Source organism: Klebsiella sp. KP20-425-1 (assembly GCF_025813515.1).
GTDB lineage: Bacteria > Pseudomonadota > Gammaproteobacteria > Enterobacterales > Enterobacteriaceae > Klebsiella > Klebsiella pneumoniae.
In genome coordinates, this window is sequence record NZ_CP109614.1 from 2,822,335 (window position 1) to 2,838,920 (window position 16,586).

The 16,586-nt window shown below is 59.8% G+C and carries 16 protein-coding genes; 1 reads left to right on the plus strand and 15 read right to left on the minus strand.

Annotation, left to right across the window (positions count from 1 at the left end):
- Window positions 1–4 precede the first annotated feature (4 nt).
- The gene (gene hrpA / locus OHJ17_RS13930; protein WP_228958399.1) at window positions 5–3,850 is read right to left on the minus strand and encodes an ATP-dependent RNA helicase HrpA; all 3,846 of its coding nucleotides are present in this window, start codon (window positions 3,848–3,850) and stop codon (window positions 5–7) included.
- Window positions 3,851–4,111: 261 nt separating this feature from the next.
- On the opposite strand from hrpA, the gene azoR reads away from it, so the two are divergent.
- Window positions 4,112–4,717, plus strand: a complete 606-nt coding sequence (gene azoR / locus OHJ17_RS13935) for an FMN-dependent NADH-azoreductase (protein WP_002902889.1) — start codon at window positions 4,112–4,114, stop codon at window positions 4,715–4,717.
- A 36-nt stretch (window positions 4,718–4,753) separates the two neighbouring features.
- Here the strand turns inward: azoR and OHJ17_RS13940 are convergent, their stop codons facing one another.
- The 14 genes from OHJ17_RS13940 to paaA form a co-directional block, all read right to left on the minus strand.
- Window positions 4,754–5,164 carry a GFA family protein gene (locus tag OHJ17_RS13940; RefSeq protein WP_085903398.1) on the minus strand — a complete coding sequence of 137 codons (411 nt, stop codon included), beginning with the start codon at window positions 5,162–5,164 and terminating at the stop codon, window positions 4,754–4,756.
- Between the two features lie 8 nt (window positions 5,165–5,172).
- Complete coding sequence (gene paaY, locus OHJ17_RS13945) at window positions 5,173–5,769, minus strand: phenylacetic acid degradation protein PaaY (RefSeq protein ID WP_002902883.1); 597 nt, start codon at window positions 5,767–5,769, stop codon at window positions 5,173–5,175.
- A gap of 9 nt (window positions 5,770–5,778) precedes the next feature.
- Window positions 5,779–6,705 carry a phenylacetic acid degradation operon negative regulatory protein PaaX gene (gene paaX / locus OHJ17_RS13950; RefSeq protein WP_020316482.1) on the minus strand — a complete coding sequence of 309 codons (927 nt, stop codon included), beginning with the start codon at window positions 6,703–6,705 and terminating at the stop codon, window positions 5,779–5,781.
- A 111-nt stretch (window positions 6,706–6,816) separates the two neighbouring features.
- Window positions 6,817–8,133, minus strand: a complete 1,317-nt coding sequence (paaK, locus tag OHJ17_RS13955) for a phenylacetate--CoA ligase PaaK (RefSeq protein ID WP_004148224.1) — start codon at window positions 8,131–8,133, stop codon at window positions 6,817–6,819.
- Between the two features lie 26 nt (window positions 8,134–8,159).
- Entirely contained in the window at window positions 8,160–9,365 is a 1,206-nt protein-coding gene (gene pcaF, locus OHJ17_RS13960; RefSeq protein WP_016947251.1) for a 3-oxoadipyl-CoA thiolase, read from the minus strand.
- Window positions 9,365–9,787, minus strand: a complete 423-nt coding sequence (paaI, locus tag OHJ17_RS13965) for a hydroxyphenylacetyl-CoA thioesterase PaaI (protein WP_004140110.1) — start codon at window positions 9,785–9,787, stop codon at window positions 9,365–9,367. Before paaI ends, pcaF begins: the two co-directional genes overlap by 1 nt.
- Window positions 9,777–11,201: a 3-hydroxyacyl-CoA dehydrogenase PaaH gene (paaH, locus tag OHJ17_RS13970; RefSeq protein ID WP_072196964.1), complete on the minus strand. Its 1,425-nt coding sequence runs from the start codon at window positions 11,199–11,201 to the stop codon at window positions 9,777–9,779. Before paaH ends, paaI begins: the two co-directional genes overlap by 11 nt.
- Window positions 11,202–11,990 carry a 2-(1,2-epoxy-1,2-dihydrophenyl)acetyl-CoA isomerase PaaG gene (gene paaG, locus OHJ17_RS13975; RefSeq protein ID WP_004140117.1) on the minus strand — a complete coding sequence of 263 codons (789 nt, stop codon included), beginning with the start codon at window positions 11,988–11,990 and terminating at the stop codon, window positions 11,202–11,204. It lies immediately after the preceding gene.
- Between the two features lie 2 nt (window positions 11,991–11,992).
- Window positions 11,993–12,760 carry a 2,3-dehydroadipyl-CoA hydratase PaaF gene (gene paaF, locus OHJ17_RS13980; protein ID WP_009760646.1) on the minus strand — a complete coding sequence of 256 codons (768 nt, stop codon included), beginning with the start codon at window positions 12,758–12,760 and terminating at the stop codon, window positions 11,993–11,995.
- Window positions 12,757–13,827, minus strand: coding sequence for a 1,2-phenylacetyl-CoA epoxidase subunit PaaE (gene paaE, locus OHJ17_RS13985; protein ID WP_032432981.1), 1,071 nt, complete (start codon window positions 13,825–13,827; stop codon window positions 12,757–12,759). The genes paaF and paaE overlap by 4 nt, the downstream gene beginning before the upstream one ends.
- A gap of 7 nt (window positions 13,828–13,834) precedes the next feature.
- Complete coding sequence (paaD, locus tag OHJ17_RS13990) at window positions 13,835–14,332, minus strand: 1,2-phenylacetyl-CoA epoxidase subunit PaaD (RefSeq protein ID WP_032432979.1); 498 nt, start codon at window positions 14,330–14,332, stop codon at window positions 13,835–13,837.
- A gap of 11 nt (window positions 14,333–14,343) precedes the next feature.
- Window positions 14,344–15,099 (minus strand): 1,2-phenylacetyl-CoA epoxidase subunit PaaC, encoded by a 756-nt coding sequence (gene paaC / locus OHJ17_RS13995; protein ID WP_004224493.1) that lies wholly within the window; start codon window positions 15,097–15,099, stop codon window positions 14,344–14,346.
- Window positions 15,100–15,106: 7 nt separating this feature from the next.
- The gene (gene paaB, locus OHJ17_RS14000) at window positions 15,107–15,394 is read right to left on the minus strand and encodes a 1,2-phenylacetyl-CoA epoxidase subunit PaaB (protein WP_004224492.1); all 288 of its coding nucleotides are present in this window, start codon (window positions 15,392–15,394) and stop codon (window positions 15,107–15,109) included.
- A gap of 11 nt (window positions 15,395–15,405) precedes the next feature.
- Window positions 15,406–16,335, minus strand: a complete 930-nt coding sequence (gene paaA, locus OHJ17_RS14005; RefSeq protein WP_032432977.1) for a 1,2-phenylacetyl-CoA epoxidase subunit PaaA — start codon at window positions 16,333–16,335, stop codon at window positions 15,406–15,408.
- Window positions 16,336–16,586: the final 251 nt, after the last annotated feature.

The following is a 16,586-nucleotide window of genomic DNA, read 5'->3' on the forward strand; positions in this document are numbered from 1 at the left end:
CAGGCTATGGGGTAATTTGCTCCATCGCCTGCAACACTCGCTTGTCCGAGATAGGATACGGGGTGCCCAGCTGCTGGGCGAAGAAGCTGACCCGCAGCTCCTCGATCATCCAGCGGATCTCCCGGACATCGTCGTCCTCACGGCGGTTCGGCGGTAGCTTATTCAGCCACTGCTGCCACGCCTGCTGCACGCTCTCCACCTTAAGCATCTGCGCCCGATCGCGGTGCGGATCGATAGCCATCTTCTCCAGACGCTTTTCAATCGCCTGCAGATAGCGCAGCGTATCGCCAAGACGGCGGAAACCGTTGCCGGTGACAAAGCCGCGATACACCAGACCCGCCATCTGCGCTTTGATATCCGACAGCCCCAGCGCCATGGTCATATCCACCCGGCCTTTCAGCCGTTTGTTGATATTGAACACCGCGGTGAGGATCTGCTCGACCTGTTTAGCGATCTCCACCACCGTGTCGTTGAGCTCGGCTCGCACTTTATCGTGCAGCTGACTAAAGCCCTCTTCCGTCCACACCGGACCGCCCGCCTCGTCAATAAGCTTATCAACGCCGCAGGAGATGCAATCGTCAATCAGATCCAGCACTTTGCCGTACGGGTTAAAGTAGAGCCCAAGCTTGGCTTTATTCGGTAGTTTCTCGTGCAGATACTTAATCGGCGACGGGATGTTGAGCAGCAGCAGGCGACGCAGACCGCGCCACATGGCCTGCTGCTGTTCCTGTGGATTATCAAACAGTTTGATGGCCACGCTGTCGCGCTCGTCCACCAGCGCCGGCCAGGCTTTCACCTTATAGTTACCGCGCTTCTGTTCGTAACTTTCCGCCAGGGTGCCAAAGCTCCAGATATGCAGCCCGCTTTGCTCAATACCGTCATCAGCGACCGCCGACAGCGTCTCCTGCACTTTGCCCTTCAGGGCGTCTTTCAACGCCTGCAGCGAGCGCCCTTCCTGCAGCTTCTTGTTTTTATCATCCACCACCCGGAAGGTGATTTTCAGGTGATCGGGCACCTGATCCCACTGCCAGGCTTCGCGGTCGATGGTCACGCCGGTCATCTTACGCAGCTCGCGCTCCAGCGAATCGAGCAGCGGCAGCTCAAGCGGCGTCGCCCGGCCAAGAAACGCTTCCGCATAGTTGGGAGCCGGGACGAAATTGCGCCGTACCGGCTTCGGCAGCGATTTTATCAGCGCGATAATCAGCTCGCGACGCAGACCAGGGATCTGCCATTCAAACCCGGCCTCCTCTACCTGGTTGAGCAGCGGCAGCGGAATATGCACCGTTACGCCATCGGCATCGGCGCCAGGTTCAAACTGATAGCTAAGACGCAGCTTGAGGTTGCCCTGATGCCAGAAATTCGGGTAGTCCAGTTTACTGACCTGCTCCGCCCCCTCTTTAATCAGCATGCTCTTTTCAAAATTGAGCAAGTCTGGCGTTTCGCGGCTGGCCTGCTTCCACCACTTATCAAAGTGGCGAGCGGAGATGACATCGTGGCTAATGCGCTGGTCGTAAAACTCGAACAGCGTCTCGTCATCAACCAGGATGTCGCGACGGCGCGACTTATGCTCCAGCTCTTCGATTTCCGCGCGCAGCTTCAGGTTATCGCGGAAGAAGGCGTGACGCGTCTGCCAGTCGCCCTCCACCAGCGCATGGCGGATAAACAGTTCGCGGCACAGCGCCGGGTCGATCTGGCTGTAGTTGACCTTACGCGCGGCGACGATCGGCAGGCCGTAAACGGTGACCTTTTCCGTCGCCATCACCGCGCCCTGCGCCCGCTCCCAGTGCGGCTCACTGTATGAGCGCTTGATCAGGTGCTGCGCTACCGGCTCCACCCACTCCGGCTCAATGCGGGCGGCAATACGCCCCCACAGCCGGCTGGTCTCCACCAGCTCGGCCACCATCGTCCACTTCGGCGGCTTTTTAAACAGGCCGGAACCCGGGAAAATAGAGAACCGCGCATTACGGGCGCCGGTATACTCCTGTTTATCGGCATCCTTCATGCCGATGTGCGACAGCAGACCGGTCAGCAACGCAGTATGGATCTCGCGATATTCCGCCGGCTCACTGTTGATCGGCAGGCCAAGCTCTTTCACCACCTGGCGCAGCTGGGTGTAGATGTCCTGCCACTCGCGCACACGCAGATAGTTAAGAAAATCGACCCGGCACTGGCGGCGGAACTGATTCGACGACAGCGCCTTCTGCTGCTCGCCGAGGTAGTTCCACAGATTGACGAAGGCGAGGAAATCGGACTCTTTATCGTGGAAGCGGCGGTGTTTTTCGTCAGAGGCCTGCTGTTTGTCCATCGGCCGCTCGCGCGGGTCCTGGATCGACAGCGCGGAGGTGATGATCATCGCTTCCCGCACGCAGCCGTGCTTCTGCGCCTCCAGCACCATGCGCGCCAGACGCGGATCCACCGGTAGCTGGCTGAGCTGGCGGCCCAGCGGGGTTAGTTTATAAGCCGTTGCCTGCGCATCGGTGGTGATGGCGCCCAGCTCTTCCAGCAGGCGTACGCCGTCCTGGATATTGCGCTTATCCGGCGCTTCGACAAACGGGAAGGCGGCGATATCGCCTAAGCCCAGGGCGGTCATCTGCAGGATGACCGACGCCAGGTTGGTGCGCAGAATCTCCGGGTCGGTAAATTCCGGGCGCGACAGGAAATCGTCTTCTGAATAAAGACGAATACAGATCCCTTCCGAAACGCGGCCGCAGCGGCCCTTACGCTGGTTGGCGGACGCCTGGGAAACCGGCTCGATCGGCAGGCGCTGCACCTTGGTGCGGTAGCTGTAACGGCTGATACGCGCAGTACCGGGATCGATAACGTATTTAATGCCCGGCACGGTCAGCGAGGTTTCCGCCACGTTGGTCGCCAGCACGATGCGTCGTCCGCTGTGCGGCTGGAAGACGCGGTTCTGCTCGCTGTTGGACAGGCGGGCGTACAGCGGCAGCACTTCGGTATGGCGCAGATCCAGCTTATTCAGCGCATCGGCGGTATCGCGAATTTCCCGCTCACCGCTCATAAAGATCAGAATATCGCCGGGCCCTTCGCGCCCCAGTTCGTCAACCGCATCAAAGATCGCCTGTAACTGATCGCGCTCGGTATCGTCCGCCTCTTCCACTATCGGCCGATAGCGCACTTCCACCGGGTAAGTCCGCCCGGAGACTTCGATAATCGGCGCATTATTGAAATGCTTTGAGAAACGTTCCGGGTCGATGGTCGCCGAGGTAATGATGATTTTCAGGTCCGGGCGGCGCGGCAGGAGCTCTTTCAGATAGCCGAGCAGAAAGTCAATATTCAGACTGCGCTCGTGCGCCTCATCGATAATGATGGTGTCGTACTGCATCAACAGACGATCCTGCTGGATCTCCGCCAGCAGGATACCGTCGGTCATTAGCTTAACCATGGTGTTTTCGCTGACGTGGTCGCTGAAGCGGACTTTATAGCCGATGCAGCCGCCCGGCTCGCTCTGCAGCTCTTCGGCAATACGATTGGCGACGGTCCGCGCCGCCAGGCGACGCGGCTGGGTATGGCCGATGAGTCCTTTCAGCCCGCGGCCCAGCTCCATGCAGATTTTGGGCAGCTGGGTGGTTTTACCCGAACCGGTCTCCCCGGCGACGATCACCACCTGGTGGTCGCGCACCGCCTCGAGAATCTCTTGTTTTTTCTGGCTAACCGGCAGGTTTTCCGGATAGGTGATGGCCGGACGCGCCGCTTCGCGCAGCAGGACTTTACCGGCTGCCTGGCTTATCTCCAGCGCCATCTCCTGCAGAATGGCCTGTTGCGATTCAGGATTTTTAACCTTCTTCACGCCGTGCAGACGGCGGGCAAAGCGCGTTTTGTCGCGCAGCATTAGGCCGTCGAGCTGTTGATAAAGCTGGGGGAAGGTGATTTTTTGTTGTTCTGTCATAGCGTTATCGGGCAGAGCTCTGCCGGGAAAATCTCTTTTGAAGTATTGCCTTAGAGTACCACATCTGTGTCATTCGTGCCTTGTTCAAAAAATCTGAACATAGGATTCGATATATTGCGCTATCTCTGTGGCGCGATTGTGAATACAGTGTCAACAAGCACCAGGGCATTGACCCGTCAATCACATTAAAAAAAGGAAACACCCATGAGCAAAGTATTAGTTCTGAAATCCAGTATTCTGGCAGGGTACTCACAATCTGGTCAGCTTTCCGACTATTTTGTTGAACAATGGCAGGAAAAACACCCTGGCGATGAGATCACCGTGCGTGACCTGGCCGCCAATCCGATCCCGGTTCTGGATGGCGAACTGGTTGGCGCCCTGCGTCCGAGCGACGCGCCGCTGACTCCGCGTCAGCAGGAAGCGCTGGCCCTTTCCGACGAGCTGATCGCCGAACTGAAAGGCAACGATGTGATTGTTATCGCTGCGCCGATGTACAACTTCAACATCCCGACGCAGTTGAAAAACTATTTCGACCTGGTGGCTCGCGCCGGCGTCACCTTCCGCTACACCGAGAAAGGGCCGGAAGGTCTGGTAACCGGTAAACGCGCGGTCGTCGTTACCAGCCGCGGCGGTATCCATAAAGATACTCCGACCGACCTGGTCACCCCGTACCTGTCCACCTTCCTCGGCTTCATCGGCATCACCGACGTGAACTTTGTGTTCGCCGAAGGTATCGCTTACGGCCCGGAAGTCGCGGCCAAAGCGCAGTCTGACGCGAAAGCGGCCATCGACAGCGTGGTTGCAGCCTAATATTTCACTCCTCTCGCTTCCTGCGGGAGGAGAGTTTTACTTTTTCTCGTAGCGTAAATACCCCACCACGCCTCCGCCGCCATCTTTTGGATGATTCACGCCGTCGTTGACCTCCACGCAAGGGAAATCGAAAGGCGAAACGCCGTCAATGCAGGCCACATTCACCCCATACTGCTGTGGGTTTGATCGCCGTTGATGAAAGGTGTAGATCCCGCATACCGAGCAGAAAAAGTGCACGGCTTCCCCTGTATTAAAGCGATACTCTGTGAGCTTATCCCCTCCGCGTACCACCTCTATTCCTGAACGCGGCGAAGAGACCGCGACCGCCCCACGCATGCGACAATATGAGCAGTTACAGCGCCGAACGTTGTTGAAGCCGTCGCTGAGTTCCACGGTAAACGCCACCGCACCGCAGTGACAGTGAGCGGATAATTTCTCTGCCATAATTTTACCCCTCAGGTTGCGGCTTTTGGCCGCAGGTTTTCATCAAACGCCAGCCGCTTACGCCCTGCTTCGACTTCCCGTAATGGCTCCACCTGGTGCAGCGTCTGCTTACAGCGTTCCACCAGCGCCTGGTATTCACGGGTACCTTGTTTTTTCCACGCCAGCTCCTGTTCGCTCAGGGTGCGAATCGCTTTTGCCGGGCTGCCGATAATCAGATGGTTGGCGGGCATCTCGGCGTTGGCTTTGACAAAGGCCGAAGCGCCGACAATGCTGTTTTCGCCAATGACCGCCCCGTCGATAATCACCGCGCTCATGCCCACCAGAGCGTTGCGGCCAATCACGCAGCCGTGCAGAATAGCGCCGTGGCCGATATGGCCCTCCTCTTCCACCACCGTATCCTGGCCGGGGAAGCCATGCATCACGCAGTTATCCTGAATATTGGCGCCGTCTTTGACCACGATGCGCCCGAAGTCGCCGCGCAGGCTGGCGTTGGGCCCAACATAGACCCCTTTGCCGAGGATCACGTCGCCAATCAACACCGCGGTCGGGTGAACGTAACTCTCCTCCGGCACCACCGGCGTCAGTCCGTCAATCTGATATATCGGCATGCAACCTCCTTATGCGCCCGGCAAACCGCCAAAGCGCTGATAATAGAGCGGACCCGGCGCCGGGAGCTCGCCCACCGAGCTCTCACCTTTCTCGCTGACGAACGCCAGCGCGCCGGGACTCACGCGTTGATAAATATTGATACACAGCTGGCGGGCGGTTTGCCCTGCCCAATGCGCCGGCAGGAGCTCTTCCGGCAGCAGCGGGTCTTTGAGCACCACCCGGCGATAGAAATGGATAAGGAGCAGTTGGATCTGGAAACAGCGATCCGGCGTCAACTCTGACGGGTCGCAATCGCGCAGCAGCGGCAGTAGAGGTCGGAACAAGGCGATAAACGCCTCGTACATCTCATTTTGTTCGGTGAGATGCCAGCACTCCTCCACCCGGCTGCGCAGGGCCGCCCTGGAGAGCGCCAGCGGCGAATGGGCTTCAAAACAGATGACGTTTTCGGCGACGCCCGCTTCGTGGAGCAGAGACTGGACATCGGCCAGCTTTTGCGACGGCGAGGCCAGCAGGCTCGGCGCCAGCGCGCCAAACCCCTGCCACAGCAGCTGCTTTTTAACGTCGGCGAGCACATTTTTCTCCAGGCCTTCCGAAAGCAGCAGCAGCCAGGTACCGTCCCATTCCGGGGCACTGGCGCGATAAATTTTATGCTCCGCGCGCCGGGTCAGGCGCAACCCTTTATCACTCAGGCGATAGAAGCTGCGCCGGCCGATGCGGACAACATCAAGCCACTCTTCTTTATTGAGGCGAAACAGCGCGGTGCGTACGAAGCGCTCGCCGAAGCCTAATCCTTCCAGCAGCGCCGCGACGCTGCCCAGCCACACTTCCCCACCGCGTTGTAATAAAGCGTCGCCATACAGCGAGGCAATTAATGACGTGCCGCTGATGGGCATCGCCGTCACCGCTTGTTGAATAAAGGCGTCGAGTTTACTCATCTGATTCATTCTGTTGTTATATTTTTCCTTTATGAATCATAGCACAGGAAACTCCCCGGCTGACGGCGCAAACGCTTCAGCCGGGTGCCTGCCGCGCAGCCGGAGAGAGGATTAACCGCTAACCACCGCTTTTCGCAGGTCGAATACCCGACAGGCTTTCCCTTCCGAGCGCGGAATGCTGCCGCAGTTGACGATAGTAATATCGGTGGAGATCCCGACCATCGACTTAATGCGGTGACGCAACTGATGGCAAATCTGGCAGCGTTGTTCATGACTCAGCGCCAGCCCGCTCTCTTTCAGCTCAACGCGCACCGCCAGCGAATCCAGATGACCGCGGCGATTGACCTCTAACTGATAGTGCGGCGCCAGGTGTTCAAACTTGAGGATCTCCTCTTCCAGCTGCGAGGGGAAGACGTTAACCCCGCGGATAATCAGCATATCGTCGCTGCGTCCGCTGATGCGGTCCATGCGGCGCATGGTCCGCGCGGTTCCCGGCAGCAGGCGCGTCAGATCGCGGGTACGATAGCGGATCACCGGCAGCGCTTCTTTGGTCAGGGTGGTAAACAGCAGCTCACCATGCTCGCCATCTTCCAGCGGCGTACCGTCGTCCGGGTTGACGATTTCCGGGAAGAAGTGGTCTTCCCAGATAGTCGGGCCGTCAACGGTTTCCAGACACTCCATCGCTACGCCCGGTCCCATGACTTCCGACAAACCGTAAATATCCAGGGCGGTGATCCCCAGCCGGCGCTCGATTTCCGCGCGCATCGCCAGCGTCCACGGCTCAGCGCCAAAGACGCCGACCCGCAATGAACAGCCGCGGGCATCGCCGCCCATCTGGCGCTCCAGCTCTTCAATCAGATTCAGACAGTAGGACGGCGTCACCATGATCATATCCGGCTGGAAATCGCGGATCAGCTGCGCCTGTTTTTCGGTCTGTCCGCCGGACATCGGGATCACCGTCGCGCCCAAACGTTCCGCGCCGTAGTGCGCGCCAAGGCCGCCGGTAAACAGGCCGTAGCCGTAGGCGACGTGAATTTTATCTTTTGCTGAACCACCGGCCGCGCGCAGCGAACGGGCGACAATATTGGCCCAGTTATCAATATCGTTTTGCGTATATCCCACCACCGTCGGTTTGCCGGTGGTGCCGGAAGAGGCGTGAATGCGCACCACCTGCTCCATCGGCACCGCGAAGGTATCGAAGGGATAGTTGTCGCGCAGATCCTGTTTGGTGGTACAGGGGAATTTTTGCAGATCGTTTAATTCCCGAAAGTCGTCAGGGTGCACGCCGGCGGCGTCGAACTTGCGGCGATACATCGGCACATTTTCGTACGCATGCTTCAGCGTCCATTTCAGGCGCTGGGTTTGCAGGGCCTGCAGTTCGTCACGCGACGCGGTTTCAATCGGATCTAATTTTGTAGTAGTTATCATTGTAGGGTACTCGCAGGTAAATTAGCTCACACTCGCTCGAGGATCATGGCAATGCCCTGACCCACGCCAATACACATCGTACACAGCGCATAGCGCCCGCCCCGGCGTTGCAGCTCAAGGCTGGCGCTCAGCGCTAACCGCGCGCCGCTCATGCCCAGCGGATGGCCTAACGCGATGGCGCCGCCGTTGGGATTCACGTGCGCCGCATCGTCCGGCACGCCGAGCTGTCTGAGCACCCCCAGCGCCTGGGCGGCGAAGGCCTCATTCAGCTCAATCAGATCCATATCGTTAATATTGAGTCCCGCCCGCTCCAGCACTTTACGCACCGCCGGTACCGGCCCCAGTCCCATCAGGCGCGGTTCGACACCCGCCGTCGCCATCGCCACGATACGCGCCCGCGGCGTGAGCCCCTGGATAGCGGCCTGCTGTTCGCTGGCGATGATCAGCGCCGCGGCGCCATCGTTGACGCCTGAAGCATTGCCCGCAGTAATGACGCCGCCCTGGCGGAACGGCGCTTTCAGTTTCGCCAGCTGCTCAAGCGTGGTTTCCGGGCGCGGATGCTCGTCCTCGCGCACGTCGCTAACCGCCCCTTTCCGGCCGACAATCTGCACCGGCACAATCTCCTGCGCCAGAATGCCGTCGCGCTGGGCCTGCGCCGCGCGCTGCTGGCTGCGCCAGGCGAAAGCGTCCTGATCGGCCCGGCTGATATTTAACAATTCAGCTACATTCTCGGCCGTTTCCGGCATGCTGTCAGTTCCGAAGTGTTGCGCCATGAGCGGGTTCACAAAACGCCAGCCAATCGTGGTATCAAAGAGTTCCGCCTGACGCTGGTACGGCGCGCTGGCTTTTCCCATCACGAAAGGCGCACGCGACATCGATTCCACGCCGCCGGCAATCAGCAGATCGGCATCGCCGGCTTTGATCGCCCTGGCGGCAAAGCCGATGGCATCCAGACCCGATCCGCACAGGCGGTTAATCGTGGTGCCCGGCACGGTATGCGGGTAACCGGCCAACAACGTCGCCATGTGCGCCACGTTGCGGTTATCTTCCCCGGCCTGATTCGCACAGCCGAAAATCACATCATCAATTGCTGCCGGGTCGAGCTCGGGATTACGACTCAGGAGCTCACGCAGCGGGATTGCCGCCAGGTCGTCGGCGCGCACACTGGCCAGCGCGCCGCCGTAGCGGCCAATCGGCGTACGGATCCCGTCACAAATAAAGGCGTCGCGCATTACACGTCTCCCGTGATTGTGCCGCCGATGCGGTGCGATTTGCCGCGGAACAGGGCCACAATCTTTTGCTGTTGATTAACAATTTCGATGTCGTAGACGCCGGTCAGCTTGCCCTGCTGTTTGACTCTGGCGGTGGCGACCAGCCGGTCGCCGGCGAACGCCGGACGAAGAAAATCAATGCTTGCCGCCGAGGCCACCGCCGCCAGCCCCTGGCTGTTACAGGCGTAGGCGAAAGCGGTATCGGCAAGCGTAAATAGCTGACCACCGTGACAGGTTTGATGGCCGTTAAGCATGTCCGCCGAGACGGTCATACTCATCTGCGCAAAACCGTCGTCTATTTCGATAAGTTCGATCCCCATCTTTCTGGCGCAGGTATCTTTTTCGTACATCACGCGCGCGTTGCGCCACGGATCATTGCTCATGGTGCTTCTCCATCAGCGCCTTCTGGCGCAGCAGGGAACTGGGGCGATAGCGCTCCTCGCCATAATGGTGTTGCAGGTTCTCCAGCAGTTGCAGCACCCGCCGCCAGCCAAGGCGTTCTCCCCATGCCAGCGGGCCATGCGGATAGTTGACGCCAAGGCGCATCGCGGTATCGATATCCTGCGGGCTGGCGACGCCTTTTTGTACCGCATCCAGCGCTTCGTTAATCAGCATCGCCACCGTGCGCCACACCAGCAGGCCGGGATAATCGGCAATACGCAGCACTTTCTTGCCCTGCTGCTGGAAGTAATGCACGGCCTTATCAGTGGCCGCAGGCGCGTTGGTTGCCGCTGCGGCCAGCACCACCGTATCGCTGGCGCACAGGTCATACACCACCACCGGGCGGTGATGCTTAATACTCAGCGCCAGGGCGGTCTCGCCTTCGGTCTCCAGCAGCAAGACATCGTCTAATTCAGTGACATTGTCACTTCTGACGGTAACGGATTCAGCACCCATCATTACCGGCGGTAGCGCCGCGTCCGGCAGTGTCTCAACGGGCCAGCGATAGACGCCGTGGCCGCTCTTTTTACCTAGCCGCCCGGCCAGCGCCAGCTCTTGCTGGAGGAGCGATGGCAGGTAGCGGCGGTCCTGCCAGAAGGCGTTAAACACCGAACAGGTCACGGCGAAGTTGACGTCCTGGCCAATCAGGTCAGTCAGCGCCAGCGGTCCCATCGGGAAGCCGCCGCCGTCACGCAAAGCGGCATCGATAACCTCCGGGGCGGCGACCTGCTCTTCCAGCGCGCGCCAGGCCTCAGCGTAGAACGGACGCGCTACGCGGTTAACGATAAAACCGGGCGTTGAGCGGCAGCGCACCGGCTGTTTCCCCCAGCCGCTTACGCACTGGCACAGCTGCTCCACCACTTCTGTGGAGGTCGCAAGACCACTCACCACCTCGACCAGCTTCATCACCGGCGCCGGATTAAAAAAGTGCAGTCCGGCCACCCGCTCCGGGTTTTTGACCCCGGCGGCGATAGCGGTAATCGAAATAGACGAGGTATTACTGGTCAACAGCGTTGACGGCGCGCAGATCTCCGCCAGCTGCGTGAACAGCGCCGTTTTGACCTCCAACCGTTCAGAGGCCGCTTCGATCACTAAATCCGCATCGGCAAGCGCGGCTAAATCGTGGGCCGGATGCAGGCGCGCCAGCAGCGCATCGGCCTGCTCTGACGCCAGTTTGCCCCGCGCAACGCGTGACGCCAGACGCCCGGCGATACCCTCTATCGCCAGGTCTACAGCCTTAGGGTTAATATCAAAAATACGCACCGGATGCCCGGCTGCGGCAGCCACTTCGGCGATGCCGGCTCCCATGGTGCCGCTGCCGATCACCGCCACGGTGGCTAAGGATGTCGTCATCATCTATTTCCCGCTGAACTGTGGTGGCCGTTTGGCCAGAAACGCGCTGACCCCTTCGCGGTAATCATCGCTGCGCCCGGCCAGACGCTGATAATCGCGCTCCAGGTCCAGCTGCGCGTCGAGACTGTTGGTTTCAGAGGCCAGCAGCGCCTTTTTAATCAGCCCAAGACCAAACGTCGGTTGCGCCGCCAGATGGCGCGCCAGTTGCAGACTGGTATCCGCCAGTTCTGAATCGTCCACCAGTTGCCAGATAATCCCCCACTGCGCGGCCTGTTCCGCGCTGAGGCTGTCGCCCAGCAGCGCCAGCCCCATCGCGCGCGCACGGCCGGCCACCCGCGGCAGGAACCAGCTGCCGCCGCAGTCCGGCACCAGGCCGAGCTTGCTGAACGCCATCACAAATTTGGCCGAACGCGCGGCCAGCACGATATCGCAGCCCAGCGCCAGGGTAGCGCCCGCGCCGGCGGCCACGCCGTTAACCGCGCAGATGACCGGTTTCGGCAGCGCCGCCAGACGGCGTACCAGTGGGTTGTAAAAGCGTTCTACCGACATGCCGAGATCCGGCGGCGGGCCGCTGGGGTCGACATTGCGGTCGTTCAAATCCTGGCCGGCGCAAAAACCGCGGCCGGCGCCGGTGATCAGCAGGCAGCGCACGCCATCATCGCGCTCGGCCTGCTTCAGACATTCCGCCAGCTGGTGATGCATCAGATCGTTAAAACTGTTGAGGCGGTCCGGGCGATTGAGGGTAATGGTCATGACGCCCTGTTCCACTGCGCTGAGAATGAAAGCTTCCACGATTAGCGTCCTTTAAATTCCGGGGTACGTTTTTGTAAGAAGGCGTCGATGCCTTCGCGGCGGTCCTCGGTGGCGCTCAGCAGGCTAAACAGCTGGCGCTCCTGTTGTAGACCGGCCTGCAGGCTGACTTCCTGCGACAGGCGCAGCGACTGTTTTGCCGCCCGTAGCGCCAGCGGCGAATGGCGGGCAATGGTGGTTGCCAGTTTCAGGGCATACTCATCGGTTAACGCCGCCGGATGGATATCACTGACCAGCCCGGCCTGCTGCGCCTGGCGGGCGTCAATACTCTCGCCGCTCAGCACCATCCGGCTGGCCAGCGCCTTGCCAACGCTGCGGATCAGCCGCTGGGTGCCGCCCGCGCCCGGCATTATGCCGAGGGTAATTTCCGGCAGGCCAAAGCGGGCGTTGTCCCCGGCGACAATCAGGTCGCACAGCAGGGCCAGCTCGCAGCCGGCGCCGAGGGCGTAGCCGTTGACCGAAGCGATGAGCGGTTTAGTAAAGGCATCAATTCGCCCCCATAACCGTGGGCGAATATCATCCAGGGTGGCAGGAAGATCTTTTTCCGCCATTTCATTGAGGTCAGCCCCGGCGGCGAAAAAACGCGCGTTACCGCGAATAACGCAGACGCCGACGCTGTCATCAACTGCCGCCGCCTCCAGCGCCTCGGCAATCTGGGTTAATAAGGCATTGTTCAGCGCGTTGCGGGCCTGCGGGCGGTTCAGCGTCAACTGAAGCACCCGGCCATGACGGTGGATCAGCAGGTCGCTCATGCCATCCCCCGCGCGTCAAAGTCGACCACCACATCGCCGCTGGTCGGCAATGACTGGCAGCTCAGCACGTAGCCCGCCGCCAGCTCATCCGCTTCCAGGCTGTAATTGGCGGCCATCGCCACTTCACCGCGCAGCACTTTGCATTTACAGGTGGCGCATACCCCGCCCTTACAGGCGAACGGCAGATCGGCGCCCTGACGCAATGCGGCATCCAGGATGCTGTCGTCTTCGGCGCTGAGGGCGATAAGCCGATCGCGCCCGTCCTGGCGGATGGTCACCGTGCGCCCTTCCGCCTGCACGCCGGCAGCGCGCTTCACATTGCCGCCTGGTGTATTAAAGCGTTCGAGATGAATCGATTTCTCCGCTACGCCAAGTTCACGTAACGCCGCTTCCGCCTCATCCATCATCGCCGCCGGGCCGCAGATAAAAGCCTCGTCGAAACGGCTGAAATCCAGCAGATGGTCAGCGAGCTGGCGCAGTTTGTCGCCGTCAATGCGCCCCTGTAGCAGATCGCTGTCCATCGACTCCTGGCTAAACAGGTGGATCACCTGCAGGCGCTGCGGATAGCGGTCTTTTAAATCGGCCAGCGCCTGGCGGAACATCATGCTATGGCTGCTGCGGTTGCCGTAGATCAGCGTGAAGCGGCTTTGCGGCTCGGTCGCCAGCGTCGCGCTCATGATCGCCATCATCGGCGTGATCCCGGAACCGGCGGCAATCGCCAGATATTCACCCTGCCGTTCAGCCTGCGGTTGATAACCGAAATGCCCCTGCGGCACCATCACTTCCAGCTCCATACCCTGCTGGATATCCTGCTGGGCGTAGCGCGAAAAGCGCCCGCCGTCGATAGCTTTGACCGCGACGCTAATTTCGCCGGGCGTGCGGCTGCGACAAATGGAGTAACAGCGGCGCAGTTCTTCACCGCCCAGACGGGCTTTTAGCGTCAGATGCTGGCCCGGGCGAAAGCAGTACTCCGCCTGCAGGGCTTGCGGGATCGCAAAAGTGATGGTCACCGCATCGCGGGTTTCCGGCTCGACTCTCGCCACCTTAAGCGAATGGAACGTCGTCATGGCAACCTCAAATACATTTAAAGTAATCAAAAGGTTCCCGGCAGCTGTCGCAGCGATAGAGCGCTTTGCAGGCCGTGGAACCGAATTCGCTAATCAGCGAGGTATGGGCGCTGCCGCAGCGCGGACAGCTCACCTCAGCGGGCATGTCCGCATGGCAGGCGTGCCCCTGGGGCGGGCTGATGCCGTACAGGCGAAGGCGCTCGCGGGCATCCTGACTCATCCAGTCGGTGGTCCACGGCGGATCCAGCTGCAGGACGATATGTACCGGCTGAAAACCATGCTCGCTCATGACCGCGCGGATCTCCCCCAGCAGATGCTCCGTCGCCGGACAGCCCGAATAGGTCGGGGTAAAGCCAATCACCCAGCCGTCGCCATGGCGCGCGACGCTGCGTACCATACCGAGGTCGGTGATGGTGAGTACCGGCACTTCCGGATCCGGGATCGCGCTTAATAATCCCCAGATGGTGCGAACCTCTGCAGGAGCGATATCGGCAAGACGTTGCATAGTCACCTCACTTACCACTGCAGTCCGGGATGCGAACGCTGCAGATACTGCATCTCCGCCAGCAGCGGGCCGAGATGTTCACTGTGCAGCCCCTGTTTGCCGCCGCTGCGGAAGGCCGCTTCCTGCGGGATTTGTAAGCCGGAGTCGAGCAGCGCCGTGTGTACCGCGCTTTGCCATTCGGCCTGAAGCTCACGCGGATCAACCGCAATACCCTGCTCAACCAGGCTGAGCTCCACTTCATCGGCAAGGAACAGTTCGCCGGTGAAGCGCCACAGATTGTCGACCGCCTGCTGCATTTTGCGATTTGATAACTCGGTGCCGTTACCCAGACGCTCCAGCCAGCCGCGGCTGAAGCGCAGGTGGTAACGCACCTCTTTCAGCCCTTTGGCGGCAATGGCCGCCAGCTGCGCGTCGCGGCTGTTCACCAGCCGGCTGTACAGGGCGACGTGCCAGACATCGATAAAGAACTGGCGGGCGATGGTGTCGGCAAAATTGCCGTTTGGCTGCTCCACCAGCAGCAGGTTGCTGTACTGGCGCTCATCGCGACCAAAAGCCAGCGTATCTTCGTCGCCGCAGCCGTTAAGCTCGGCGGCATAGCTTAAAAAATTGCGCGCCTGGCCGAGCAGGTCGAGGCCGATGTTGGCCAGCGCAAGATCGATCTCGAGCTCGGGAGCATGGCCGCACCAGGCGCCTAAACGCTGGGCCAGAACCAGACCATTGTCGCCAAGCCGCAGGGCGTAGGTGGCTACGGGGTTAGGGATATTCATCGCCGCCTCACATATGTTCCATGCCATCCGGCACGGTATAGAAAGTCGGATGACGGTAGACTTTGCTTTCCGCCGGGTCGAAGAATTCGCCGCGCTCTTCCGGCTGCGAAGCAACGATTTCGCTGGCCTTCACCACCCAAATTGAGCAGCCTTCGCTGCGGCGGGTATAGGCATCGCGGGCATTCTCCAGCGCCATTTGATCATCGGCGGCGTGCAGACTGCCGACGTGACGATGGGATAACCCCTGTTTGCTGCGAACGAACACTTCATATAACGGCCAGTAAACTTTGCTCATGTTGTCTCTCCTCATGCCGCGCTGCGGGCCTGCTGTTTTTGCGCATGGGCCAGCGCGGCCTCGCGCACCCACTCGCCCTCTTCCCAGGCCTTACGCTTGGCGGCCAGCCGCTCGTGATTGCAAATGCCACGGCCGCTAATCACCTCGTTAAATTCCTGCCAGTCGATTTCGCCGAAGCGGTAGTGGCCGCTGGCTTCATCAAACTGCAAATCCGGGTCCGGGACGGTCATACCGAGGATCTCTACCTGCGGCACGGTGTTATCGACGAAGCGCTGACGTAGCTCGTCGTTGGAGTGCAGTTTGATTTTCCACGCCATGCTGCGGGCGCTGTTCGGCGAGTTGTCGTCGTTGGGGCCAAACATCATCAGCGCCGGCCACCAGAAGCGGTTAATGGCGTCCTGCAGCATCTGCCGCTGCGCGTCATTGCCCTGCGCCAGCGCCATGCAGGCTTCAAATCCCTGACGCTGGTGAAAGCTCTCTTCTTTGCAGATTTTGACCATCGCCCGGGCATAGGGGCCGTAGGAGGTCCGGCACAGCGCCACCTGGTTGACGATGGCCGCGCCATCGACCAGCCAGCCGATCACGCCGATATCCGCCCAGCTGAGGGTCGGGTAGTTAAAAATGGAGGAGTATTTCATCTGCCCGTCGAGCATCTTCTGATACAGGTCTTCCCGGGCGCAGCCAAGGGTTTCCGCGGCGCTATAGAGATACAGCCCGTGTCCAGCCTCATCCTGTACCTTAGCCAACAGGATCGCTTTGCGGCGCAGCGTCGGCGCGCGGGTGATCCAGTTGCCTTCCGGCAGCATGCCGACGATCTCCGAGTGCGCGTGCTGGCCTATCTGCCGAATCAAGGTCTTACGGTAGGCATCCGGCATCCAGTCCTGCGGTTCGATGGCCGTTTCCTGCACGATGCGCTGGTCAAAGCGTTGTTCTTCTGTCACGTCATCACCTTTATGATTCCGATATTCACAACAAAAACATTTATGTGAATCACTTTGTTTATTGAAGGTTACATATTGGTTAAATAAAACCACAAATTTTGTTTGCTCTTTTTGTGATAATCTCCGCAAAACCTTTTGTAAACCACAATTAATACAGTAAGTTAAGCATAAGGCGTAACGCCATCGCGATCACAATGTTAATAATTTATTAAATACGGGCTTGCATTTTATGATTCATAAAAGAACTATTT